This is a genomic window from Microbulbifer maximicatervae (SeqCode), from assembly GCF_052467615.1.
Genome location: NZ_CP174319.1, coordinates 1,283,039 through 1,307,997 on the forward strand (window position 1 = coordinate 1,283,039; position 24,959 = coordinate 1,307,997).

General features: G+C 48.6%; 19 protein-coding genes. 16 read left to right on the forward strand and 3 right to left on the reverse strand.

The features are described 5' to 3' along the window. Window positions 1-23: 23 nt before the first annotated feature. Entirely contained in the window at window positions 24-1,559 is a 1,536-nt protein-coding gene (gene nhaB / locus ACJJIM_RS05870; protein ID WP_444913384.1) for a sodium/proton antiporter NhaB, read from the reverse strand. Between the two features lie 381 nt (window positions 1,560-1,940). On the opposite strand from nhaB, the gene ACJJIM_RS05875 reads away from it, so the two are divergent. The 7 genes from ACJJIM_RS05875 to ACJJIM_RS05905 all read left to right on the forward strand — a co-directional run bounded on the left by ACJJIM_RS05875 (window position 1,941) and on the right by ACJJIM_RS05905 (window position 10,395). Then, window positions 1,941-3,647 carry a hypothetical protein gene (locus ACJJIM_RS05875; protein ID WP_444912660.1) on the forward strand — a complete coding sequence of 569 codons (1,707 nt, stop codon included), beginning with the start codon at window positions 1,941-1,943 and terminating at the stop codon, window positions 3,645-3,647. Between the two features lie 14 nt (window positions 3,648-3,661). Next, a complete protein-coding gene (gene nudC, locus ACJJIM_RS05880; RefSeq protein ID WP_413665184.1) occupies window positions 3,662-4,477 on the forward strand; it encodes an NAD(+) diphosphatase in 816 nt (271 codons plus the stop codon). Between the two features lie 45 nt (window positions 4,478-4,522). After that, complete coding sequence (locus ACJJIM_RS05885; protein WP_413665185.1) at window positions 4,523-5,173, forward strand: cation/multidrug efflux pump; 651 nt, start codon at window positions 4,523-4,525, stop codon at window positions 5,171-5,173. Between the two features lie 48 nt (window positions 5,174-5,221). Beyond that, window positions 5,222-6,367 carry a protease SohB gene (gene sohB / locus ACJJIM_RS05890; RefSeq protein ID WP_413665186.1) on the forward strand — a complete coding sequence of 382 codons (1,146 nt, stop codon included), beginning with the start codon at window positions 5,222-5,224 and terminating at the stop codon, window positions 6,365-6,367. A 40-nt stretch (window positions 6,368-6,407) separates the two neighbouring features. Further along, a complete protein-coding gene (locus ACJJIM_RS05895; protein WP_413665187.1) occupies window positions 6,408-7,421 on the forward strand; it encodes a YhdH/YhfP family quinone oxidoreductase in 1,014 nt (337 codons plus the stop codon). A 159-nt stretch (window positions 7,422-7,580) separates the two neighbouring features. Next, on the forward strand, window positions 7,581-8,843 hold the full coding sequence (locus ACJJIM_RS05900) for a patatin-like phospholipase family protein (RefSeq protein WP_282933415.1): 1,263 nt from the start codon (window positions 7,581-7,583) through the stop codon (window positions 8,841-8,843). 658 nt (window positions 8,844-9,501) lie between these two features. Then, window positions 9,502-10,395: a polysaccharide lyase gene (locus ACJJIM_RS05905; protein ID WP_413665188.1), complete on the forward strand. Its 894-nt coding sequence runs from the start codon at window positions 9,502-9,504 to the stop codon at window positions 10,393-10,395. 38 nt (window positions 10,396-10,433) lie between these two features. Here the strand turns inward: ACJJIM_RS05905 and ACJJIM_RS05910 are convergent, their stop codons facing one another. Next, a complete protein-coding gene (locus ACJJIM_RS05910; RefSeq protein ID WP_444912661.1) occupies window positions 10,434-11,165 on the reverse strand; it encodes a pseudouridine synthase in 732 nt (243 codons plus the stop codon). A 429-nt stretch (window positions 11,166-11,594) separates the two neighbouring features. Between ACJJIM_RS05910 and ACJJIM_RS05915 the strand changes: the two genes are divergently transcribed. Both ACJJIM_RS05915 and ACJJIM_RS05920 read left to right on the forward strand, forming a co-directional pair. Then, on the forward strand, window positions 11,595-12,803 hold the full coding sequence (locus ACJJIM_RS05915) for an RtcB family protein (RefSeq protein WP_413665190.1): 1,209 nt from the start codon (window positions 11,595-11,597) through the stop codon (window positions 12,801-12,803). A 79-nt stretch (window positions 12,804-12,882) separates the two neighbouring features. Beyond that, the gene (locus ACJJIM_RS05920) at window positions 12,883-13,071 is read left to right on the forward strand and encodes a hypothetical protein (RefSeq protein WP_413665191.1); all 189 of its coding nucleotides are present in this window, start codon (window positions 12,883-12,885) and stop codon (window positions 13,069-13,071) included. A 21-nt stretch (window positions 13,072-13,092) separates the two neighbouring features. Here ACJJIM_RS05920 and ACJJIM_RS05925 read toward each other — a convergent pair whose 3' ends face one another. Continuing rightward, window positions 13,093-13,482 carry a YchJ family protein gene (locus tag ACJJIM_RS05925; RefSeq protein ID WP_282933410.1) on the reverse strand — a complete coding sequence of 130 codons (390 nt, stop codon included), beginning with the start codon at window positions 13,480-13,482 and terminating at the stop codon, window positions 13,093-13,095. A gap of 152 nt (window positions 13,483-13,634) precedes the next feature. Here ACJJIM_RS05925 and ACJJIM_RS05930 point away from each other — a divergent pair, with 152 nt between their 5' ends. The 7 genes from ACJJIM_RS05930 (at window position 13,635) to ACJJIM_RS05960 (ending at window position 24,897) form a co-directional block, all read left to right on the forward strand. Further along, window positions 13,635-14,162 carry a TetR/AcrR family transcriptional regulator gene (locus tag ACJJIM_RS05930; RefSeq protein ID WP_444912662.1) on the forward strand — a complete coding sequence of 176 codons (528 nt, stop codon included), beginning with the start codon at window positions 13,635-13,637 and terminating at the stop codon, window positions 14,160-14,162. A 38-nt stretch (window positions 14,163-14,200) separates the two neighbouring features. After that, window positions 14,201-15,265 carry an efflux RND transporter periplasmic adaptor subunit gene (locus tag ACJJIM_RS05935; protein ID WP_413665192.1) on the forward strand — a complete coding sequence of 355 codons (1,065 nt, stop codon included), beginning with the start codon at window positions 14,201-14,203 and terminating at the stop codon, window positions 15,263-15,265. Window positions 15,266-15,308: 43 nt separating this feature from the next. Continuing rightward, window positions 15,309-18,416, forward strand: coding sequence for an efflux RND transporter permease subunit (locus tag ACJJIM_RS05940; protein WP_413665193.1), 3,108 nt, complete (start codon window positions 15,309-15,311; stop codon window positions 18,414-18,416). Window positions 18,417-18,712: 296 nt separating this feature from the next. Next, window positions 18,713-20,914 (forward strand): hypothetical protein, encoded by a 2,202-nt coding sequence (locus ACJJIM_RS05945; protein ID WP_413665194.1) that lies wholly within the window; start codon window positions 18,713-18,715, stop codon window positions 20,912-20,914. Window positions 20,915-21,153: 239 nt separating this feature from the next. Beyond that, window positions 21,154-21,705, forward strand: a complete 552-nt coding sequence (locus ACJJIM_RS05950) for a GmrSD restriction endonuclease domain-containing protein (RefSeq protein ID WP_413665195.1) — start codon at window positions 21,154-21,156, stop codon at window positions 21,703-21,705. Window positions 21,706-21,782: 77 nt separating this feature from the next. Beyond that, window positions 21,783-24,509: a DEAD/DEAH box helicase gene (locus ACJJIM_RS05955; protein WP_444912663.1), complete on the forward strand. Its 2,727-nt coding sequence runs from the start codon at window positions 21,783-21,785 to the stop codon at window positions 24,507-24,509. A gap of 85 nt (window positions 24,510-24,594) precedes the next feature. Next, window positions 24,595-24,897, forward strand: coding sequence for a hypothetical protein (locus ACJJIM_RS05960; protein ID WP_282933402.1), 303 nt, complete (start codon window positions 24,595-24,597; stop codon window positions 24,895-24,897). Window positions 24,898-24,959 lie beyond the last annotated feature (62 nt).

Here is a 24,959-nt window from a genome sequence, read left to right on the forward strand (position 1 = left end):
ATAGTCTCTAATACAAGCTCTCTTTAGATCGCGTAGACCACGCAAATCAAAGCAACAATACTCAGTACGATGGTGTAGGGCAGAGCCATGATCACCATGCGGCCATAAGATAGGCGTATGAGAGGTGCCAGGGCCGATGTCAGCAGGAACAAAAATGCAGCTTGTCCATTGGGAGTGGCAACGCTGGGTAGGTTGGTTCCGGTATTGATGGCAATGGCCAGCTTGTCAAAATGTTCTCGGGTAATGTCGCCTGCAGTGAGGGCAGCTTTAACTTCGTTAATATAAACCGTTGCCACAAAAACATTGTCGCTAATCATCGACAAGATACCGTTTGCCATGAATAGCAATCCTGGCTGCTGTTCGGGCTTTTGTGCGAGAACGAAGTTGGTTACAGGCTCGAATAGGTGTTGCTGGTGAATCACTGCAACAATTGCAAAGAAAACCACGAGCAGTGCAGTAAATGGCAGTGCCTCTTCAAACGCGTGGCCGATTCTAGCTTCTTGAACAACGCCGTTAAACGAGGTCAGAAGTACAATAATCATCAGGCCAATGATACCGACTTCGGCAACATGAAATGCCAGGGCAAAAACCAGAACCACAGCGACAATGCCCTGAATCCACAGCTCGGCAACCTGAGCCGAGGTGCGCTTCTTTTCTTCCTCTTTGGAAAAATTAACCAGTACCTCACGTACGGCGCTAGGGAGCTGGGCTCCATAGCCAAACATTTTAATTTTCTCTAAAAAGAAACAAGTAACTAGGCCGGCAAAGAATGTTGGAATGGTTACTGGGGCCATCTGCAGGAAAAACTGTACAAATTCCCACCCGGCTTTCTCAGCGATCAGTAGGTTTTGCGGTTCTCCAACCAAGGTGCAAACACCACCGAGAGCAGTGCCTACGGCGCCATGCATGATCAGGCTGCGAAGGTAGGCTCGAAACTGGTCCAAGTCTTCGCGGTGATACTCCACGACATGCTCATCGTTGGAGTGGTCGTGGTCGTTGTGGTGGTGTGGCTGCTGGGAGGCGACCCGGTGATAGACTGAGTAAAAGCCTACGGCAACCGCAATCAGAACAGCAGTTACGGTCAAGGCATCTAAGAATGCTGACAGTACTGCAGATACAGCACAGAAAAGTAGTGACAGCAGAGATTTTGAATTCACATTAATCAAAATTTTAGTGAATACAAATAGAAGCAGGCTCTTCATGAAGTAAATGCCGGCCACCATAAACATTAGCAGCAGAATAACTTCGATATTCTCAACTACCTCGTGGTAGACGGCATCGGTGCTTGTCATACCCATCAATACGGCTTCAATTGCGAGTAGTCCGCCGGGTTGAAGTGGGTAACACTTCAGGGCCATCGCCAGGGTAAAAATGAATTCACCAATAAGGACCCAGCCTGTTACAAAAGGCCCCGATACATACAGTATTAATGGGTTGAGAAGCAAAAAGGCGGCTATGGTCAATTTGTACCAATCAGGCGCTTCGCCGAGAAAATTTTCGGCAAAGGCGCGACCAAATCCGCCGCCGGATGCCGCAATGGTGTTGTTGTAAGTGTTCATCATTTACTTCCTTGGTTAACCCATTGGTGTGGGTCAAAATGGAATCTTTGGGAATTGGCGGTGTATGCGAAATAGATACCTGAGCTCAATTATCGCTGCGTGCTTCCCCGGGTTTATTGTGCACAGATTGATTGGTTTTTGTTCTTTAACACAAAAAAACGTACAGCTTTAAACTTGAAAGTAGCAAACGCTACTGGGTTTTCTGGAAAATTCAAGTAATTTAGGGGCTTCAGCCCCGCCGCTAGGTTATTTGTCGATTATTCGGTGGAAATTGTTTGGCGAAAGGTGGACTCTTTTATTTATTGGGGTAAATTGCCCTTAATGAGGCCAGAATCATCCGGATCTGGTTGTTTTTTGTTCGATTATAGGAAGAATGCAGCGGTGCAGCCAAAGACTGAATTGCGCAAGATCAATATCACTTCTGTCAATGTAGTGAAGGATGAGCTGGTAGCTACCATCGATAATGCCGCCTCACACTTGGATAAATTTGCCGCGGATACTTCCCAAAAGCAGGCTCTCGAACAGAGTTTGGCTGCACTCAGGCAGGTCAGTGGAGTATTGCAGATGGTGCAGCTCCAGGCAGCTGAGCTCCTCGCCCAAGAGAAAATCAAAGCGCTTACAGAGGTGTTGGAGGAGAGACAGAGCGCCTCAGAAGAATTGATGGAAGCGCTGGGTACAGGTTTTTACGTAATGGGACGCTACTTGGATTTTGTCCAAAGTCGTGCCATTGCCCGTCCAGAATTGCTGATTCCCTATATCAATAATTTGCGTGCGGCCCGGTCTCAGCCCCCTGTGCCGGAAAGTCATTTTTTCCGTTGTAATTTGGAGGGGGCTGTGCCTGGTGCCGGGGCTTCTGCGGTAATGTCGGAAGACTTGAATAGTTTTGTTCGCCGATTCCGCCATATGTACCAGGTTGGTTTGTTGGCTCTGTTGCGAGGTAAACCTCGGGGCCCAGCGTACACGATGATGTCTCGCGCCCTTGAGAGAATCGCAAGCATCACCATGGGGCGCCCAAACGGGCGTTTATGGGTGGTAGCAGGGGCGGCACTTGCAGGCATGGCCTCCCAGGAAATGCGCATCAGCCGATCCCGAGTGATGGTTTTCAGTATGTTTGATCGCTGGCTACGAGCTTTGCAAAAAGAGTGTGATACAGCTTTAGATCAGCCTGCGCCACCGATTTTGCTGAAAGAGTGCCTCTATTGGCTGACTCTTTCCAAGCCCGAGGGTTTTGGTGGCAAGTTGCTGGAAGCCTTCTCCGCAGAGGCTCTTGATTACAGCGAAGAAGAATTAGAGCGGGAGCGGGCCACCCTTGGAGGCCCCGGCGCCACGGCAATTACCGCAGTTGCTAACGCCTTAGAGGAAGAGTTGTCCGGTGTGCGCCGGATGTTGGATGACGCTGAGTTAATTGGTACTACTACCTTGGATGCAGAAGATGGCCTCGCTTCTTCTCTACAGAGAGTGGCCGGTACCTTGCAGATGCTCAACTTCAAGCGGGTTGGAGAGAGCCTGCGCAGCGCAGTTGCGGATTACCAGAGTGCCTCCGGCGCGGGTGGTTCCATAGCGGACAGCGCACTGCAGAAACTGACAGGCCAGGTGTTGATGGTCGATAGCACGGTAAGAGCGCTCAAGCAGAGTACTTCTATTGATCTGGATGAATACGGTCATGCGGATATTGCCTTTGAGCACAGCCAGTTGGCAGAAGCGGAAGTGGCTGTACTTAAAGAGGCAGAAGCCGGTTTGGCGTTGATTAAGAGAGCGCTGGCGGCCTATGCAGAGTCCGACTTTGATCATGGCCATATTCGCAATGTTTCCACTACTTTGAACTCAGTGCGCGGAGGCTTGATCGTTCTCAACTTAAGTAGAGCGGCGGCCGTAGTTGAAGGTTTGCTGAACTTTGTTGAAACTGTTATCGACCGTCATGATGCCGGTCCTGAAGTAGAGCAATCTTTGCATATTTTTGCCGATGCGATTATCAGCCTTGAATACTATCTGGGAGAGGTAAAGCTGCATAGGCAAGCAGATATTCAATCCCTCAGTCTCGCTATCGAAAGCTTGACTGCTCTGGGTTATCCCGTTGAGGCCGCATAATTAAGGAGGTCTCCTTGGTAGATAAGTTTGTCCCAGCAGGTAATGTGTGGGCAGTCCCGGAATTTTCCCAGCATATCCTGATTGCTGATGGGCTGATTCTCTGCCGAGGAGATTTTTTCCTCCATGACGCCCAGGTATTGGTAGCGGAGGCTGTTCAATCCAGCCACTATCTGGGAGAGCTAAGTGGGCGGGCGTGTGGTGTCCACGTTTTGTCTCGTCAGATTGAAATTGCCGGCTATGAATGGCGAAACCTGCGCAGCCTGCTGACTTTGGTTGAGGAGCCGATGTTTGCATTGGCTGGGCGGGCGCTACAGATTTCCCATTGGGATAGCCAACATCGATTTTGCGGTCGTTGTGGCACTCCTACCATCTATCACTCTAATGATCGCGCTCGCACCTGCCCGGCTTGTGATCTCACTGTCTACCCCAGAATCTCCCCCTGTGTAATTATGCTTGTTACCCGGGGAGATGAGTGTCTCTTGGCTCGTCATGCCTCGCGTGGAAATGCAACTTATACGGCCCTCGCTGGGTTTATAGAGCCCGGTGAGAGTGCAGAGCAAGCGCTGGTGCGTGAAGTCTATGAGGAAGTGGGGCTCAAAGTGGGTGCCCTGGAGTATGTGGGGAGCCAATCCTGGCCTTTTCCCGGGCAGTTGATGATCGGGTATTTGGCGGAGTGGCAAGGTGGGGGATTGTGCTTGGACCCCAATGAGATAGAAGAGGCAAACTGGTTCCACTACAGTTCATTGCCAGCTATACCGCCCATACAAACCCTGTCCGGCCGCTTGATCCACACTTTTGTCGAAAAGGCTGCAGCGAAGAACCGCCCGTAAGCTTGGTTTAAAGATGTTGCGCAGTATCAGGGAGTAGAAATCATAATGTATATAGCGATTACCTTTATTATTGCCATCCTGGCGTTGTTGTTTGTGTTTTGGGGCGCGCGAGTCCTGTTATCGGGAAATTGGTTCCTGGGGTTTATACGTGGTTCCGCCGGTCTTTTTCTTTTTGCAACTGCCCTTTGGATTGTTCTGATTGCTGCAGATGTTTACAGCTATAGAAATCTGGCTGAAGAGCACAGTGTTGGCATTGTTTCGTTTCGAAAAATTGCCGAGCAGCAATTTGAAGTCAAGTTTTCTGATGCGGATGGTATAGCGCAAAAGTTTGAATTGCTTGGGGATCAGTGGCAGTTGGATGCCCGAATGCTCAAGTGGCAGGGTCCATTAGCCCGCTGGGGAATTAAGCCCGCTTATCGTCTGGACAGGTTGAGTGGTCGCTATCTCACGCTACAGGATGAGCGAGCTCGCGAGCGTTCTGTCCACGAAATAGAGGGAGCGAACTATGGCGTGGATGTCTGGCAGTTTGTACGCGGTGTTGATCGCAAGTTGCCCTTTGTTGATGCGGTATATGGCAGTGCCACATTTCTACCTATGGAGGACGGTGCGGTTTACGAGGTGCGTATTAGCCACAGCGGTTTGTTGGCTCGCCCCCTTAATCAGCGAGCAACTTCCGCCCTGGAAGGTTGGCAGTAAAATACTGAAGCTAAATAAAAATTAGTTAAGACGGAAAATGGAGTCTAAGTGGAATTTTTAATTGAATACGGCCTTTTTCTAGCCAAAATTGTTACGGTTGTCGTGGCCTTAATGGTGTTGATAGGTTTTATTTTTGCAAATCGAGAGCAGCTGAAAGAGCGTGTTCAGGGTCATATCACAGTTACACATTTGAATGATCGCTATGAGCAGTTTAAAGAAACACTGCTTGAAGCTGTGATGGATAAGCACGAATTCGCCCGTCGTAAAAAGCAAATGGCGAAAGAGAAGAAAACTCAGGAAAAAGCCCTAGCTAAAAAACATAAAGCTGAGAGCAAAAAGCAGCCTGAAAAAAGTGCTGCTACTTCTTCCGACGTTGCTAAAGAGGAAGGAGAGCGTGAGTCTAAGGGTATAAAAGGGGAGTTGGTCTCCGAGCGCAAGCGTGTCTTTGTTATGCAATTTAATGGGGATATCAAAGCGAGTGCTCTTTCCCATTTGCGTGAAGAGGTGACGGCCATTCTTCAAGTGGCAGAGTCCGGAGATGAAGTTCTCCTTTGTCTTGAAAGCCCTGGGGGCATGGTGGCGAACTATGGCTTGGCCGCCAGCCAGTTAACCAGGATTCGTAGTGCAGGTATCCATTTGACTATTGCTGTCGATAAAGTGGCTGCCAGCGGGGGCTACATGATGGCCTGTGTTGCAGATCGTATCCTGGCAGCACCCTTTGCGATGTTGGGCTCTATTGGTGTTTTAGCTCAGATGCCGAATTTTAACCGCCTGCTGAAGCGCAATGATATCGATTACGAACTGTTTACTGCGGGCCAGTACAAGCGCACTGTAACCATGTTTGGTGAAAATACTGAGGAAGGTAAACAGAAGTTCCAAGAGGATTTAGATGAGATCCATATTCTGTTTCAGCACTTTGTCGGGGAGTACCGTCAAAAACTCGACGTCGACAAAGTTGCCACGGGCGAGGTTTGGTTCGGGCAAAAAGCCCTATCCTTGGGACTGGTCGATGAGCTGAAAACATCAGATGAATACTTGACCAGTTGTGCTAAGGACTGCGACTTATATCAGGTGGAATTCAAAGAGCGGAAAAATATTGCTAAGAAAATAGGGCTGGCGGCAGAAGCCGGTGTGGAATCGGCGGTCACTCGTCTCTTTTCACGGCTGGCAGCTCTGCGTCATCAGGCTCAATAGTTGTAACGTTACAGGTTGATAGTGTTGCGGGATATACCCCATGGAAATAGATAGGGATGAAAAATTTCGGGCAATTCAGGTTGCCGAAGTAGCTTCGGGAAAGTTTGACCAGTCTGTTGTTGAGCGTCAACTTTCTGAGCTTCCCGATAACCCGTTGCTGTTGGCCGTAAGTTATTCATCCTTGAATTTCAAAGATTCTTTATCTGCGTTTGGCAATCGTGGGATTACTAATACTTACCCCCATACCCCGGGTATTGATGCGGTGGGCAAAGTGCTGTTCGATCGGAGCAAGACGTTTCAACCGGGTGCCGAATTATTGGTCAATGGCTACGATTTGGGCATGAATACTTCTGGTGGACTTGCAGAGCGTATTGCCGTTCCTCCGCAATGGGCCTTGCCAGTCCCCGAGGGCCTAACAGCTTGGGAGTCTATGGCACTGGGTACGGCTGGTTTTACCGCCGCGCTTTGTGTTGAAAAACTCCTGGAGTCCGGTGCATCTCCTGAGGATGGAGAGATTCTGGTAACAGGTTCAACCGGGGGCGTCGGCTCTGTTGCCGTCGCCTTGCTGGCGAAGCTAGGCTTTCGTGTCGCAGCAGTGACGGGAAAGTTGGAGTCTGCTGATTATTTGGCGAGATTGGGTGCATGGAAGGTTCTCGACCGGGATACACTGGCCCCTTTTGCCAATAAGGCGATGGCCAAGCCATTGTGGGCTTGGGCTGTAGATACTGTGGGGGGGGAAACGCTTTTTAATGTCATTAAATCCCTGCGCTACGGCGGCGGAGTGGCTGCTTGTGGTATGGCTTCAGGTGCTCAATTTCACGCCAATGTATTTCCATTTATCTTGCGCGGTATTAGTTTGTTGGGTGTGGATAGCGCTGTTTTGCCAATAGAAAAGAAGGCAGAAGTATGGAAGCGGTTGGGCAGTGAGTGGTATATCGGCGATAAGCTCGACAGTATTGCGGAGAATATTAGCCTTGATCAGGCTCCAGAGTTTCTTGCGCGCTTAAATAGAGGGCATGGAATAGGTCGTTACGTTGTAGATATGGCTCTCTAATAGATCTATCGATTTAGAATAATAAGTACACTTAAAAGATTCTATTTATCTTACCAAATATCCCCGACAACTCTGAATCTGAGTTGTATATGGGCTTTTTTCTCAATAGCCTTTAAGCGGACTCTGTTGTTTGCGGGCTTGTTGTATTGGAAGAAAACTTTGTCGACAAGTAACAGTGAAAGTAACAAACCTGGCCAGCGTAACGCTCTGGTTCTCTCTGGGGGAGGTGCGCGTGCCGCCTATCAAGCGGGCGTTTTAAGGGCGCTTGCGGAACTGGTTCCAGAAGATAATCCTCGGCCCTTTCAAATAATCTGCGGCACCTCTGCAGGAGCTATGAACGCGATGCTTCTCGCCTCTCATACAGGTACCTTTAAAGAAGCTGTCGACAGAATGTGCTCAGTTTGGTTGCAGCTTAGTGTTGAGCAGGTTTATCGCACCAGTTGGCGTAGTTTGCTTGGAAATCTGTTTTCTATCAGTCGTTCGCTCTTGAACCAAGGTGTGGGTAGACAAAAACCTTTGGCACTCCTGGATAACAGTCCGCTGCGCAGCTTGGTTGAGCGCGAGATAAACTTTGACAATATTCAAAAAAATATTTCGGCTGGGCATTTGCATGCCACAAGTGTTAATGCGCTTTCTTATAGTGAAGGGCAGTCCGTCAGCTTTTTTCAGGGAGCGGAGAATGTTAAAGGATGGCAGCGGTTTCGTCGCTTTGGAGTGCCCACTCAATTAACCTCGGACCACCTATTGGCATCAGCAGCAATTCCTGCCATTTTCCCGGCGGTCAAATTGGATGGGGTTTATTTTTGCGATGGTGCCATTCGTCTGATGGCCCCGATTAGTCCCGCACTGCATCTCGGTGCCAAGCGTGTCTTTGTGGTGGGTGTGTCGGACAACCGTTCTCCAGCCCATTGGGGGAGTCGCAACAGTCCTGCGCAGATGGAGTCCCCTTCGATGGCGCAAATAGCTGCTCAGTTATTCAATGCCGCATTTATCGATAGCTTGGAGGCAGACTTGGAGCATCTGGATCGAGTAAATATGTTACTTGACTATGTGGATCCAACAGATCATTCCGATTTGAAATTGTTGCGTTCGGTAGAGTCGGTTGTTATTGAGCCCTCGCAGAGTTTAGGGCGTCTTAGTGGCAGAAAACTTGGTCACCTTCCCTCGGCGCTACGCTGGTTATTCCGCTCAACGGGTGCGACCAATCCCGGTGGCGGTGTTTCTGCAGCCAGTTATTTATTATTTGAAAGGCCATATATCGAAGAACTTATCGATCTCGGCTATCAGGATGCCATGTGGGAAAAAGATAAATTGCGCAGTTTTCTACAGCCGGAGCCGGAAGGTAAAACTGAGCGCAAGGGGCTCTTTGGGATTCGCAGTAAATCTCAAGAAGAGGCTTCTCACGGTAATTCTGAACACTGACCTTAGTTTCTCTCCCCTCATTGGCGTGACTAGCGCCTTTCATCTTAGTGAATATTTTTTCTTCAAGTTTCTAAAGGGCGTTAAACGCCCTTGAATCCATTATTATTCCGCCAAGGCGGAGGAAGCCTTTAGCATTTAGTTTGCGCTTTCTTATGATTTTCTCGGGCTATGTGCGCCCTTACTCATCCGAACAAGTAGCTTCTATATTTAATAGTGATGTCAATGCTGTCGGGTATTATTCAAGATGTTTTCTGTGTTTTTACTCGTGACTCTTTTTTCATTTAGTACAGGTAATCAGGATTTCGCCCAGATGATCGGTAGGGTTGATCGGGTTGAATATTTGGGGGGAGGCTTGGTTGTTTCTGGGTGGGCTTGTCAGAAAGGAGTATTCAAGTCAGTTTCTGTTGGTCTTTATCTAGGTAGCGATAGTAGAAGCGGGTTTCCATTAAAAATTTCCAGAGCTGATCAGGCGTCGTCAAAAGGAATTGCCAATATATGTGATACTCAGGGCGTTCCCCATGGATTCAAGTTCTATTTGAATTATGAGGAAATGAAAAAATTTGTAAGAAAGAAGATCTATGTATATGGGTTTTCATCAAATCAAGGCAGATTCAGTGCAATTTCAAATTCTGGTAGATATCGGGTCGGGATCCCCTACATGAAATATACCGATATTACCTTGTTGCGAAGAACTTTTGATTTGCAGCCACTGGCTACGTTTGATGATCAGCATTTAAATTTAATTCCAATGCCCGGTAATGGGCATGCACTGGAAGCTCAGTATATTCCTTATGAGAAGGGTTCGGAGAGAATTAGTACATCAACCCAGTTAGCCAAATCTGTTTCATCGGCAACTCTCGCTTACGATGTGAAGTTTCATCGGAACTTCGAATTTGTTAAGGGAGGTAAGCTACACGGCCTTGCTGGTGGGGGACAGGCTTCAGGATGCGTACCTATTGATCCGAAGAGTTGGAGTGTGCGGGTTAAGTTTGGTGCGGAGGGTAGGGTTGGGCTCTATACCTATCATCAGGATAGAGTCGCTCGGTGTGGAGATGGGTATCAAGGGAATGACAGCTTTAGATTTGAGCGGGATACCTGGTATCGGATTGAGTTGTTTGTGCAATTAAATAGCAGTGCAAATAATGCTGACGGATATATCGAGCTGTTTATAAATGGAAAAAAAATTGTAGAGGAACAAGGGTTGCGGCTGACTGGTAGTGATAGGGTAGCTATTGATAAATTTCAGTTCAGTACTTTTCATGGCGGTAGTTCAGCTTTGTGGTCACCCTCCAAAAAAGTCTATGCCTACTTTGACAATATTTCAGTGAAGCAAGGGAGAAAGATATATGGCCTTAAGGGGGCTGTATGCGAAAATGAGAAAGCTGGAATATACAATGGGTCGGGAGCTTGCTGTTCCAGCTCGTGTGGGGCCTGTGGCGGCCCCGGATGCGGCCAATTAAATGGTGGAAGCTCAGCCTGCTGCACATCGGAAATTATTAATTCAGCGCCATTGTGCTCCTATCCTGGGCAGGTCGCCCCATGCACTATGTAAGGCTTGAGGGCTTCTGAGTAACTTGGACGCTTTATAAATTAAAGTTTCCATTTAAATCGCTGAATTAATTGCAAGAAATTTCCCTGTATTTCGCATTGTATTTTCAGCTGAGAACCGCTCACCGGATGTTCAAGCTTAAGTTCAGATGCATGCAAAAGCAGTCGAGAGCACTCGAGCCTATTGGCAAAGAAACGATTATGGGTTGACTTTCCATATTTCGGGCAGCCAATTAGAGGGTGGTGGATATGCTTGAAATGCCTTCTTATTTGATGGCGCCGCCCTGTTTTCAATTGGATTTCTACTAGGGAATACCGGCTGGTCGGGTAGCGGTCAACCTCATAAGGTAACTCAATAGTCTCCAAGCGTCGGTACAGTGTAACAGCTTGCTGACGTGGCAGATCCGTTTTAGGTCGCTTCCTCTGGTGTTTGAAGTCGGCAACGGGGGGGAGGGCATAGTCAATGACACCTTCTTCCGGGCTATACCCTCTACATACAGCAATATATTTTTTTGATGATAAATCACTTTCCAGCTGCTGCTGTACCTGCGCAGCAATCTCGCTGCTTTTCGCAAAAATAATAACACCGGAGGTAGGCTTATCCAGTCGATGTACTGGATAAAGAAAGCTGCCACATAGGTCCCTCAAATATTGCAAAAGTACACGCTTTTCATGGCGGTCTATTTCTGATCTGTGAACAAGCCACCCCTCTGGTTTATAAGCGGCAAGTAAGTAGTCGTCTTCAAAGAGAATGGTAGGTTCTTGAGTGGTCATTTTGGGGGCGTGGCGACTGGACTGTAATTTCGGTAGCACGATTTTATGGCATAGCGAGCCCTCAAGCTATGTTGAAAAGTAAAAGTTGGTTAGTGAATTCAGGGTAGAATTTTTATCGATAGGCAAAAAACAGGCTTGACATGGTACCAAATGAGAATAAACTGCACCTAAATTCCATTGCTGATCTAGTTTCAAGGTTGGCATTCTAATTGGCAGTATTTTTGAAGTGGATCGCACCACTAAGGAGCCGTGAAATGCGAAATGTAGATATCAAGAGTTTATTTGTTTAATCACTTTTCACGTGCTTGAGCTTGGAAAGTGATATTGCTTTCCAAGCCAGACCTTCCAAAAGCCCTGGCAAATGCCGGGGCTTTTTTGTTTTAGCTTGGATTGCCGTTTCAGTTAAGTGGATTAATCCAGGGATAAAATATGCCTGTAAAAACAGTGTTGAATCGAAATGCACCGCCTGGCACGGTACCGGTAAAAATCTATACCGATGATATCGAGCCCAAGGCAATGCAGCAGTTAAAGAATATTGCCCAGCTTCCTATTGTGCACTCCCATGTTGCTGCTATGCCGGATGTGCATTTGGGAAAGGGGGCAACGGTAGGATCGGTGATCCCAACGGTAAGTGCGATAATTCCTGCTGCCGTTGGGGTGGATATTGGTTGTGGAATGAATGCGGTGCGAACTTCGCTACAAGCCCATCAGCTGCCAGACAATCTGAAAGCACTGCGGGACGCCATTGAGGTGAAAGTGCCGGTTGGTCAGGGACGACATAAACTGATCAGCGCCAGGGAATCTGCCTGCAAACTTTTAGCTCCCGGTGTGGATAGATTGTTTTCAAAGCATCCAGGGCTACTGAAGAAGCTGCATCAGCCACAAAAAACCTGGGTGACCCAAATGGGTACATTAGGGGGTGGCAATCACTTTATCGAAGTTTGTATTGATGAGAGTGGTGCTGTCTGGGTGATGTTGCATTCAGGGAGTCGAGGGATTGGCAATGCTATTGGTCAGCATTTTATCCAGTTGGCCCGACGGGATATGGTTGGGCATATGCACAATCTTCCGGATAAGGATCTGGCCTATTTCTCAGAAGGCTGCCAGAATTTTGACGATTATATTGAGGCGGTTAATTGGGCGCAGGAATATGCGCGCTGGAACAGGCAGGAAATGATGAAGCTTGTGCTTGGATGCCTGAAGGTAAGCTTGCCAAAGTTTACTTTGACCACAGAGGCAATTAACTGCCACCACAATTATGTTGTTCGCGAGCGCCATTTTGATAGAGATGTATTCGTGACTCGCAAAGGGGCTATTAGTGCTCAGAGAAATCAGTTGGGAATTATTCCCGGCTCTATGGGGGCTAAGTCATTTATCGTGCGTGGGCTTGGCAATAAGGAATCTTTTTATTCCTGTGCACACGGAGCTGGTCGAAAAATGAGTCGTACAGCGGCTCGCCAGCGTTTTACCAGAAAGGACTTGGAAGATCAGACCCGAGGTGTGCAATGCCGTAAAGATAAGGGCGTTCTGGATGAGATTCCTGCTGCTTATAAGGATATTGACCAGGTGATGGAGAACCAGTCCGATCTTGTGGAAGTGGTGCACACGCTACGCCAGGTAATTTGTATCAAGGGGTAAATATGGAGGTATCAATACAAGTTTTGAGTGAGAAGATATTTGGAAGAGTGGATCTACTAAAAGTAAAAGGTGAAGTTTTATGAAAAAGAAAGAAAAAATTCGTAGTTATGTTGCGCGTAATCCGCTAATGAGAAAGGGCGGTGCCCACGTAAAGGCAAAATCTTCGGGGCGTTTCGCTAGCAAGCAGAAGCTACGTAAAGAGGTGCGGGAGTGCGACTCCCGCCCCCAGGCTTTTGCTGCTATTTTTTCTTTGATATCGCCTCTTTAGCTAGCCGTGTTTTCTGCTAGCCTATTTCCCATCAGGCCAGTTGGGTAGAGCTTCCAAATATACCCAGCGCTTCTTAAATAACTTAAATAGTGAAATTTCGTGAATCAGGTGTTCTTGGTCATTTTCTGTATACCAAGCCTTAAATTCCACAATCGATTTTTTTAGTCCCGCCTTACTCTTAATAACTTCCAATTGTGTCCACTGGGTTTCAATATCCTCAGCTTGCAGTTCTGGGCAGGTGTCGGGATGCCAGGTTTTTTTCAGGTACCGAAAATTTCCGGTTGCAAAGGCCGTATAGCGACTGCGCATAACCGCTTCTGCATTATTGGGGTAAGCCTTTCCCGACAAATAGAGTCCGCAGCAGGTATCAAGGGGCTTGCCCGATCCACAGGGGCAGTACCGATCCGTCATAAATCATCTCTCCAGCGTGAACTTAACGCTCTCGTAACACTTTTTAACCATGTTTTCTGGTGAGGGAGCGTAGCATAGCTTGACCTTTGAAATGTTGCCGCTAAGATACCGACCAACCGGTTGGTTTTGATTGATGGTGCCCAGGAGGTCATGTGTCGAGAATCGACAAAGCTGCCATTGTTCGAGCAGCAGAAGAAGTAGTCCGGGATCGCGGGGCGCGCAAGTTGACCCTGGATGCGGTGGCTGCACAGTGCGGGCTCAGCAAGGGCGGTTTGATTCATCATTTTCGAACTAAGCAGTCACTCCTGAAGGCGATGCTGGAGGCGGCAATAGCTCGTGAAGATGACAGTGTTGCCACTTTTGTGTCCTCGGGGGACAGCTTGTTGGTGTCGCGCTTGAAGAGCATTTTTGAATTGATGGAGGACGACAAGGGGCTGCCTCGCTCACTGATCGCCGCCGTGGCCGAAGACCCCATGTTGCTGGGACCGGTAAAAGACAAAGAGGAGCAGCAGCGTCGCGATATCTGCGATGCGTATCGTGACCCGGAAATGGCGGAACTGCTAATCCTGGCGGCCCAGGGCATGTTCCTGGGTCGCGTACTCGGTGTGGTTGAGTCTGAAGACCCGATTATTGAACGTTTACAGGGACGTCTGCTGGCGCTCTCTGCCGACCTGAACTAAAGGTCAGCCCCAGTTAATACAGTTTGTGGATGATGAATATGAATATATCGCCAAGATCGCGTTTCTCATTGGCCGTTTTGATCGCAGCAGTTGCAGTTCTGGCAGGATGCTCCGAATCGAAGACGGAGCAGGCGCAGGCAGAGCACGTCTGGCCCGTGAAAGTAGCTACCGTTGCCAGTAATAACCAGGTCAAAGATCGACAGTTTGCCGGTCGTGTTAAGGCAGTGCAGAGTGTCGATCTATCTTTCCAGGTCGGTGGGAAGCTGGACAAGCTCACAATTCGCGAAGGTGAAATTATTCCAAAGGGAACCCTGATAGCAGAGCTTGATCAGCGGGATTACCTGCGCAGGGTAAAAGAAGCCCGATTAAATGTAGAGTTGCTGGAAAAAACCCTCAATCGTCAGCGCTCTCTGGCAGGGTCAAAAGTTATTTCACAGCAGCAGCTGGATGAAACGAAAAGTAACTTTGACTTGGCTAAAGTGACCCTGGAACGTGCTGAGCAGGACCTGGCTTATACACAGCTAAGGGTTCCTTTCGATGCTTTGGCAACTCGCCAGCTGGTAGAGAATTACACCAACGTCCAGGCCGGCCAGGCAATTGTCCGTTTGCAGAATATTTCTGAAGTTCGAATTCAAATCTCCGTGCCTGAAAAGCTGTTGGCCACGGTTAATGAAGAGCAAGTCAACTCCATGACCGCCGAATTTGAATTTTTGCCGGGCAAGGAGTTCCCACTTACTTACCGTGAGCACCAGGCTGAGGCAGACAGCGTTACCCAGACTTACGTTGTCGAGTTTGGAATGCCCCGCCCCGAAAATGTACAGATCCTTCCCGGCATGACCGCTCGCGTTAGTGTGAAGTTGAATAAAGCGAGTGGTGACCTGTGGGTTCCCCTTTCAGCAGTGCAGACTGGCCCGGAAGGTAAGCCCTATGTTTGGCAAATTAATGCAGACCAGTCTGTTTCCAAAGCTTCCGTGACCCTCGGGCGTACTGATGGTGAGTCGGTTCAGATTAAAGATGGCATTAGCCCGGCTATGAAACTGGTTGCTACCGGCGGCCAGCACCTTTATGACGGTGCAAAAGTACGCAATTACGCACAGCACTAATTAGTGTGTTAGCTCTGGCCCTGTTAACAGTAGGGAAAATGTTGTGAAGATTTCTGACATATTTATAGAAAAGCCAGTTTATAGCTGGCTGTTGATGCTGATTTGCTTAATCGGTGGTCTTTGGGGACTTTCAGATATTGGCCGCCTCGAAGATCCTGCGTTTACGATCAAGGAAGCCCGTGTTTACACCTTCTACCCAGGCGCCAGCGCCCAGCGTGTAGAAGAGGAGGTCACCGAAAAGCTTGAGGTGGCCATCCAACAAATGGGACAGCTGGACAAGGTCTCTTCCACCTCAAGTCCGGGAATGTCTGAAATTCGGGTGGAAATCAAAGATCAGTATGCCTCGCAGGAACTTGCCCAGGTTTGGGATGAATTGCGGCGCAAGGTTAATGATGCTCAAAGTGACCTGCCCAGCGGTGCTTTACCCTCCATTGTGAATGATGACTTTGGTGAGGTTTACGGTATTTATTATGCGATTACCGGAGAAGGGTTTTCGCTGACTGAAATGCGTGAAATTACCAAAGCGATTCGCCGGGAGTTACTGGGAGTTGAGGGGGTTGCCAAGGTTTCCCGCTCAGGCATTATCGACGAAGTGGCTTACCTGGATATTGATGAATCCCGCCTGGCCCAGTTTGGTTTTTCCCTGGATGACTTAGCGCAGGTACTGCAATCTGAAAGTTCGACCCAGAAAGTTGGCGAGATTGGAGGTCAGGATTTACGTACCCGCATACTGGTTGATAATCCTGCGAGTGACCTGGAATCCATTCGTAATATTCTCGTCGGCGTGCCCGGTTCTACCGCGATGCTGGCCGTTCGTGATATCGCCGATATTTCTCTCGGTTACGATGAAAGCCCAAGCTTTATTGCCCGATTTGATGGTAAGCAGGCCATTCTGCTGGGTGTGGCCGGTGCGGAAAATACCAATATCGTGAACGTTGGCAAGGCGGTAGAGGCCAGGCTGGAGCAGATTAAGCAGGCATTGCCCCTGGGTGTAGAAATCCATCCTATTTACGAGCAGCATCAGGTAGTAGAGGAGAGTGTTGACGGTTTCCTCTTTAACCTGGTTTCTTCTGTCGTGATCGTTACTCTAGTACTTTGTGTATTTATGGGCTGGCGTTCCGGCGTTGTGGTTGGCACTGTCCTCGGTTTGACCGTTTTGGGCACCGTGTTAATCATGAACCTGTTTGGTTTGAATTTACAGCGGATCTCTCTCGGTGCCCTGATTATCGCCATGGGTATGTTGGTTGATAATGCCATCGTGGTTGCCGAAGGGATGCTGATGGGGGTTCAGAGAAAAGAAGAGCCTAAGAGTGCTGCCAGGCGCGTAGTCCGCCAGACTTTCTGGCCACTGCTGGGTGCGACCATTATCGGTATTATGGCCTTCTCCGGTATCGGTCTGTCCGATGATGCTACTGGTGAATTCCTTTTCTCCCTGTTTGCGGTAATTGGTATCTCCCTGCTACTCAGCTGGATACTGGCAATTACTATTACCCCTTACTTGGGTTATCACCTGTTTAAGCCGGGTAAGCAAGCCGACTCGGATGATCCGTACGATGGCCGCTTCTACAACATGTATTCCGGTGCTTTATCAGGAGCGTTGAAGCGCAGGGGCCTAACCATTGCAGTACTTATTGTGGTGACCCTGGCCAGCTACTTTGCTTTCGGGTTTGTGAAGCAGGGGTTCTTCCCAAATTCAAATGCTCCTCTTTTTTATGTTAACTACTTCATGCCTCAGGGCAGTGATATTAATCGTACTGATAAGGCGCTTCAGGAAGCGACTGCATTCTTCCAGGAACAGGATGAAGTTGTCTCCGTAACGGCGGTAGCTGGTCGCGGGGCCGATCGCTTTATGCTGACCTATGCTCCCGAGCCACCCAATGCGTCTTATGGCCAGTTGATTGTTCGCACTGAAAACCGGGAGCAAATCCCCCAGTTGATAGAGAGTGCCAAGGCGAAGTTGCGTGTAGCGCAGCCGGAAGCATTGATTACTTTCAAACGCCTGGTGTTTGGTCCCGGTGGCGGATCGGATGTTGAAGTGCGTATTTCAGGTCCGGATTACCAGACACTGCGTACCTTGGCGGTCAGTGTAGAACAGCAGTTCCGTGAAAAAGAACTGGAAGATATTCGTCACAACTGGCGCAGCAGAGAGCCTACTCTGCACGCACATCTGGATGATGAGCGGGCGCGAGTTGCCGGGGTTACCAATGCTGATGTCAGTCGTATGATTCAGTTTGCCACTGCGGGTTACACCGTTGGCGACTTTGAAAGCGGTGACCGTATTATCCCTATTGTTGCCCGTATGCCAGAGGGAGATCGCAATCAGGTGGGTTCACTGGAAGACCGCTTGGTATGGAGCCCCAATGAGCAGGGTTATATTCCGGCAGGACAGTTGATTACTGATTTCGAGTTAACCGCTGATGAAGGATTGATCCAAAGACGCAACAGGGTACCGACTATTACCATCAGTGCGGATGCGCCTGAAGGTGTTACGGCAATGGCAGCCTTTGGTCGCATACGTCCCTGGGTTGAAGAGATGAAGTTGCCACCAGGCTTCAAGGTTGAATTCGGTGGTGAGTACGAAAGTTCTACCGATGCACAGAAGTCGTTAGGTAAAGGTTTACCCTTGGGCTTCCTGATTATGATCCTGGTGTCGATACTGCTGTTCGGTACTGTTCGTGAGCCGGTGATCATCTGGCTGGTTGTACCTATGTGTCTCGTCGGTGTTGTTGTCGGATTGTTGGCGACGGGATTACCATTTGGATTTATGTCTCTTCTCGGTGTCCTCAGCTTGTCTGGTATGTTGATTAAAAATGCCGTGGTATTGGTGGATGAGATTGAGGTTCAGACCCACGCGGGCCTACCGAGATTGACAGCTATCCAGCGGGCCAGCGTTAGCCGTTTGCGTCCGGTTTTCCTTGCCGCTGTCACTACTATTTTGGGAATGTCCCCGCTTCTATTCGACGCTTTCTTTGCGGATATGGCGGTGACAATTATGGGTGGGCTTGGATTTGCTACGGTGTTGACACTGATTGCAATCCCTGTGTTCTACGCGGTATTCCACAAAGTGAGACCCAACGAAGTAATCGGTGGGGAACCTGAAACCAAAGAGAAACGCAAAGAGTCGGTTATTAGCGAACCTGTATCCGTTTAAAACATGCTAGCCCTAATTTGGGGCTAATCTAAGAGTCCCGTGCCAAGTTACTATTCGCTTGGTACGGGATTTTTTTTGTCTTCGTTTTTTATCCACTAATTATAGGGTTGTTTTCTGATAGGGAGCTTTCCATTGAAATATATGAAGACCTTCGTGCAGAAAATTAAATTTATTGAACTAAATTATTCTTCGTCTGTAATCAAACCTTATTAAGTCTGTCATTTAGCACAACTACTCTATGCCGCCTTTATAACTGGAACTGCCTTCGGGTGGGGAATCAACGCATTGGAGTGGCAATGAAAAATCATAAATTTTTCAAGAGAGCAGCGTTAGCTATCGTTATACCGGCAATCTTGGCTGGTTGTAGTGACGATAATGATGATCCGGTAGTGGTAACTCCAGATCCGGAAGTGCCAGAGGAAGTCAGTCTATTTGAATCAGTTGCTGCTTCTGAGGCTGCTGCGCATATTGGTCCTTCAACAATACAGGTACCACATGTTGTCGCCACGGCTGAAAACGTTAAGGTAATTAATCTGCTTAGCAATGGTTATCTCCCCACTGATTACTCCAGTGAAAATGTTCCCCAACAGGATATGCTTCCTATATTCGAGGAGCACCCGAGTCTCGATGCTGCGGATACGGATGGCCTTTATGTATTGTCTGGAGAGCCCGATGGTTTGGGGTACCTGGATAATGACGACGGTACATTTACCCTGTTTATGAACCAGGAACACTACAACTTTGTTGGCGGTGACGGGGTGGTGCTGGAGAACTCAAATCGCAGTCTCCGATCGACAGGCACCTTCATTTCAAAGTGGGTAATCAATAAAACCTCCGGGGAAATTGAGGGTGGTGAGGATCTGATTAAAGGTGTTTATGCCTGGCGGCGTACCCTGTATGACACGGATGGTGAGGTTGCTGAATCTCCAGGATATACCTACGTAACACAAATGAAACCTTATTTTGATGCGGATGGGGACCTTGTGAATACGGGAGCATTCGAACGTTTCTGCTCCGCAACTCTGCCAGCTGAAACTGCTTTCTATAATGCGGAGAGCGGCAAAGGTACCCAGGTGCGGATGTTCTTGACCGGCGAAGAGAGTGACGGTGGCGAGAGCCTCAAAACTTATTACGATGGTTTGGTTGAGAAGCGTGGTTATGAAGGCCTTCGATTTGATGCTTTTGGTAGCATCAGTGGTGAGGCGAAAGCCAAGAGTGAGATCGAGTCTGTCTACGAGTACGACAAATCGGAAATTTATATCGGTCGCGGTATCGCTGTTTTGACAACCGGAGACAATGCTGGTGATGCTTATGAATTGCCACTACTTGGTAAATCTCGCTTTGAGAATATCGTACCCAACTATAAAGCACAGGATAAAACCATATTGCTGTCTGTCGATGATGAACGGCCTCGGGGTGATGAAGATGATGCTTATCGCAATGGAGGTTTTCTCACAGTTTATGTTGGTGAAAAAACCAATGAAGGCAGTGAAATTGATAAGGCTGGCTTGACCAATGGTGAGCTGTATGCGGTTCGGGTTTTGGATAGCGATGGCGCGCCGGTGGTTGATTTTAGTGATAGTGACAATCGAGCGCTGTTTGACGATAGCGAATTGATGTTTGAGTTGGTACAACTTTCCAGCCAGGATACCGACGGAGATGGGAAGCCAGAAGATATTCGCGATATGAGCCAGGAGGCCTTCCGTATTCATACCACTGGAATGGAGGTCTCCCAGTGGCGTTCTCCGGAAGATGGTGATTGGGACCCATTGGATCCCAATAGCTTTTATTTTGGAGCCAAGTACGGTGTATACCAGCTTGAGTTTGCGGATATCACCAATCCAACAGATGGTGGAATCATCAAGAGAGTAGTGAGTAGCAAATCCGATGGCGATATAACTGACAACTATGAGAATTTCGACAATATGGCAGCGGTTGCTGGTGTCGATAATAAGACTCGCCTGGTGTTGCAATTTGATAAATCTAATTATTACTCACCAATCTACGTTCTCGACCCTGAAACCGGAGAGATGATTCGTGTTGCCGAATTTAACCCAGAAATTATTGGCGATAGTGAAGACGAGCTCGATCTGAAGATCGAGAAACAGCTGGCAAGTGGAGAATTGGAAGCTGAGCCTACCGATGAGGAATACCAAGCACTGCTGGAAGAGCATGTGGAGAGTAAGCCCTACCGTCAATACTACTCACAATCCTCCAAGGTTCGCAGTGGGCTGGATGATACCGGGATAGAGGCTGCGCTCTCTACCGATGCTGAAGCATCCGGGGTTATTTATGTGGGCGATATTCTGGGTGATGGTTGGTTCTTGAGTTCAACCCAGTTTCACTATGATTTTGAAGGTCGAGTGGATAGTTACCTGAATTCCTTTAATGTGCGTGACCAAAAAAATGGTCCCTCTACACAATTGATTCAGGAAATGATGGCCGGAGGACAGTTGCACGCAATCTATATCCCTCAAGCGGTAGGGCTGGACAAGTAGCAAAATCTATCATTGATAAATTATGCCCTGTCAAGCGTTAATCAGGCAGGGCATTTTTATTAGGTGTAAAAAAATTGATCGAAATATCCTGCTCTTCATTACTCTTGCTATAGCCCTATTTTTTCATTTGGGGTGTTTTGTATAACGTTTGAACCATTTCTTATTGATTTGAACCGCCGCATACAATTGGTACACACTTTCTTGTAACCTAGCGCTCTGGTTTGATTGGTAGTTGATGTATGAGCGTTCGGTCAGTTTCTAAGCTTTCTTCCATTGCTGTAGTTTTCTCCTTCAGTTTTTCCGCTTTTGCAGCGTCCTATGATCGGGCGGAGTGGCTGCCCAAGTGGTCTGATTCCGATCGGGATTGCCAGGATACCCGCCATGAGTTGTTAATTCGCTATTCACTATCCCCGGTAACCTATACCCGCTCCAATCACTGCAAAGTAGACACCGGTTTGTGGCTGGATCCCTACACAGGCGGCTTCTTTGTAAAAGCTTCAGATCTTGATGTGGAACATATTGTGCCGCTGAAGTGGGCGCACGATCACGGGGGAGCTGATTGGACGCGCAAGCGAAAGCAGCGGTTTGCTGAGGACATCGAGAATTTATGGCTGGTTGATGACGGTCGTAACCAAAGTAAAGGCCACAAAGGGCCGGACAAGTGGATGCCGCCCTATGGACCGGTCAAGCAAGTTTACCTCAAGCGGTTTATGGCAATCGTAGATAAGTATGACCTTCAGCTGAGTGCGGGCGAGCGCCGCAAATATCAATCGCTAATGGCGGATGGCTGAGGACAAGTAATCTCCGGGGGGTATAACAAGGTTCCGGCATCCGTTAGAATTTTGTTGTCCTCTAGGAGTTATTTGCAATGCAGCACCACCCCAAGAAGTTAATCGAATACTTTCGGCGCTGCTATCAAGCTGACAGTTACGACCTCTCCCTCAACAATATTCTAAATCTCAAATCGAATCGGCGTTTGTTCTTAGATGAGCGGGACTATTTGGGGGCTGATGAGTTACCACGTATACCTGTCTCCGCTACTGCGGGAGCAAAACTGCTGGAACAAGTGGATGTTTACCGAAAGGAGCGGCGGCTGATTTATGGTTGCCTGTTTATTTGTGGTAACTACGCTCTCCAATCTGGACTAAGCGCAAAACGCAAGCTCTGTGCACCACTACTTTATTTTCCCGCCAAGCTACATTTTGATGAGGATTGTTTTGTAGAGATCAACTCTGCAAACATTCACGTTAATTTCCCTGTTTTACGTCAACTGCTTAAACCTGATGTTGAGTCCTCAATAACAGATAGTTTCCCGGTGCTTACTTCGCCGCTGTCCTCGACACAGCTGGCTGACGTCGGCCGCTGGCTAGCCCATTACACTATTTTGGAAAATGTGGAGGAATTGGGGCGCTGGCCTAACCTGAGTGATAAGGCAGCTGTTGAAAGTGTATCGAAGGGTATTCAGTTGTCCCTGGTCTCGGCGGGTGCGGTAATTCTTGCAGATAGATCGAGGGGTTCTCGTGGAGTGCTGCACGAATTACAACTTTTAGGCAGGGAAAAAAGATTATCTCCTCCGTTACAGGCATTGCTGGGAGAGTGCCACTGGGAAACGGCACAGAAAGCGTGTGAGCCGGATATGCTGCCGGGTCTGTTGAGTGGGGCACAGGAGAGGGCACTGGAAAATGCGGCTCGCTTTCCTCTTAGCCTAGTTTCAGGTCCGCCCGGTACGGGAAAGAGTTTTACGATCGCCGCTATGGTTCTCGATCGAGTGCTGCATGGTGAAAGTGTTTTGGTGGTATCGAAAAACCAGCAAGCATTGGATGTGGTGCGGGATAAGTTGCGAGATGAGTACGGTCTGACTCAGGGGTATGTACATCGAGAGGAGCGGGGTTTTATCCCCAGCTTAAAAGCTCATCTGGATAGGCTGCTGAAAGAGGGGGTGGGGCCTCCAGAGAGAAAGCCTGCCCAGGTGAAGAGGGAGCTGAAGAGGGCTTATCGAGCCTTGAGGGGCTTGGAGAAGCGCTTCTCCAAAGAGCTGGGATTGGCGCGCGCTGTTAGTGTAGGTCGGTTTGCTCAGTGGGTAGCGCGACATGCCTGGGGCTTCTTTGCAAATCGATTGAGTGTTAAAAGTCTGTGGCAATCACAAGGTGCGATTGATGATTGTCGGCGCAACTTTGAAAGCCTGGCAAGTCAGTATTTGAATACTTATCGCCGCGATACATTGCACAGACTGCTGGAAAAGAATCGGGGTACCCTGAGCCAATTCAATCAAGCCTTGCGATCTCGAACTTCAAAAGTACAGGCGGAGCGCTTTGCCCAAACTGATATGCGGGTGGTAATGCAGGCGTTTCCCATATGGCTGGTGGAGGCAGATGAACTCAATGAAGTGCTGCCGTTATCGCCCGCCATGTTCGATTTGGTGGTCTTTGATGAGGCAACCCAGTGTGATATTGCAAGTTCACTGTCGGCCCTGTTTAGAGCTGAGCGGGCAGTGATTGTCGGTGACAGTAAACAACTGCGGCATGTTTCATTTCTTTCCCGCAAGCGGCAGCAAAGTATCTGGCAGGGAGTGATAAAAGATGCCGGGGTGCCGCCAAAACTGAGCTATAGGGATCAATCACTTTTGGATTTGGCTTCAGACGTGATCCCCACTCAACAAGCTATTGTGATGCTGGATGAGCACTTTCGCAGCCATCCAGAGCTGATCGCATTCAGTAACCATGCTTTTTACTCCGGCCGCTTGAAAGTTATGAGGGCCAGGCCCAAACCATTACCAGAGTCGGCGCTGGAATTTTATCAACTGCCAGGGCGCCGGAGAAAAAATGGGAGAAACACCGTAGAGCGCGACTGGGTTATTGCGCAATTGAAAGCGCATTTCGAGCGCTATGCCGATGCTGCAATTCGGCCGTCGGTCGGTGTTTTGTCTCCCTATCGGGATCAGGCTGATTATTTGGAAGGGGAGTTGATTAAGGTCTTCTCCTCGCAGAAGTTACAGAGTTTTTCTGTGCGCGTTGCCACGCCCTATGGTTTTCAAGGAGAGGAGCGAGATTTAATGCTTATCTCCATGGCTATTGATAGTCAATCGTTGCGGGCAGCCAGCTACTTAAACCGGGCGGATGTGTTTAATGTCGCAATTACCAGGGCAAAAGAAAAGCAGTTGGTTGCGTTGTCGATTGAGCCCCAAACTCTCCCTTCGGATCATCTCTTGCGTCAATATGTTGAGTTTCCACACTCCGTTGGCAGTCATTTGCAGGGTGATGAAATCGTATGTCGTTTTGCGAGTGAAGTTAGCCATTTATTAACCCAGCACGAAATTCCCCATTGGGTGGGCTTTCCTGTGGCTGGGCAGATTGTAGATGTGGTTTGTGCTGTGAGCGGGCGTTTTATCGGTATTGACCTGATTGGGTATCCCGGCGACTACGAGTCTTACTTTAGTGTAAAGGTCTACAAGGCATTGTATCGGGCGGGCATTCCGGTCTTTCCCCTGCCGTATATTAACTGGCTAAAAGACCGGCAGGGCTGCATCGAGCAGTTATTGACGATCCTTCAGCAGGAAAAAGTGCCTGTATCTGAAGCTGCTATTCCTGACGGTTAGTGCCGCTGCTTAGGGCTCAGAGATGAAAGTTACGCCGCAGCTGCTAGTCTTCAAGGAGATTTGAGCAAAATTCCAGAGTAGATCTATGAAATCCTGGTTGCTGATTCTCTCCCTCTCTGTGGTTGCAATTGCCGGAGTGCAAGTTTCTTTGGCTGATCCCCAGCAGGTTCAAGGGGTGCGAAGTCCCACTTTAAGTTTCTGCCAGGCGCGGTTCTATGAGGAAGAGGACGGACGCCTCTACTGTAACTGGGCAGTCAATTTCAGGTATGCCTGCTTTGTTTGGTGGCCAACGAATAAGATTATTCCTGCAGGGGCCAAGCTTTCAGAGCCTGAGGTTGTCGGAAAGTGTGGTAATGGTGAGCCAGTCGTCAAATTGCATCACTACTAACTCACCTGTAAAGGAGCTGTGCAGGTGAGTCGTGGATACCCCGGTTCTTCAGCGGGTAAGCT

Bases quoted from the DNA above. Each gene is read 5' to 3' on its own strand.
- ACJJIM_RS05920 (WP_413665191.1), top strand. From the start codon at position 12,883: ATGAAAAAGAAAGAAAAAATTCGTAGTTATGTTGCGCGTAATCCGCTA.
- ACJJIM_RS05925 (WP_282933410.1), bottom strand. From the start codon at position 13,482: ATGACGGATCGGTACTGCCCCTGTGGATCGGGCAAGCCCCTTGATACC.
- ACJJIM_RS05945 (WP_413665194.1), top strand. From the start codon at position 18,713: ATGAAAAATCATAAATTTTTCAAGAGAGCAGCGTTAGCTATCGTTATA.
- ACJJIM_RS05895 (WP_413665187.1), top strand. From the start codon at position 6,408: ATGGAAATAGATAGGGATGAAAAATTTCGGGCAATTCAGGTTGCCGAA.
- ACJJIM_RS05935 (WP_413665192.1), top strand. From the start codon at position 14,201: ATGAATATATCGCCAAGATCGCGTTTCTCATTGGCCGTTTTGATCGCA.
- ACJJIM_RS05955 (WP_444912663.1), top strand. From the start codon at position 21,783: ATGCAGCACCACCCCAAGAAGTTAATCGAATACTTTCGGCGCTGCTAT.
- ACJJIM_RS05905 (WP_413665188.1), top strand. From the start codon at position 9,502: ATGAAATATACCGATATTACCTTGTTGCGAAGAACTTTTGATTTGCAG.
- ACJJIM_RS05885 (WP_413665185.1), top strand. From the start codon at position 4,523: ATGTATATAGCGATTACCTTTATTATTGCCATCCTGGCGTTGTTGTTT.
- nhaB (WP_444913384.1), bottom strand. From the start codon at position 1,559: ATGAACACTTACAACAACACCATTGCGGCATCCGGCGGCGGATTTGGT.
- ACJJIM_RS05915 (WP_413665190.1), top strand. From the start codon at position 11,595: ATGCCTGTAAAAACAGTGTTGAATCGAAATGCACCGCCTGGCACGGTA.
- ACJJIM_RS05910 (WP_444912661.1), bottom strand. From the start codon at position 11,165: ATGACCACTCAAGAACCTACCATTCTCTTTGAAGACGACTACTTACTT.
- ACJJIM_RS05960 (WP_282933402.1), top strand. From the start codon at position 24,595: ATGAAATCCTGGTTGCTGATTCTCTCCCTCTCTGTGGTTGCAATTGCC.
- ACJJIM_RS05950 (WP_413665195.1), top strand. From the start codon at position 21,154: ATGAGCGTTCGGTCAGTTTCTAAGCTTTCTTCCATTGCTGTAGTTTTC.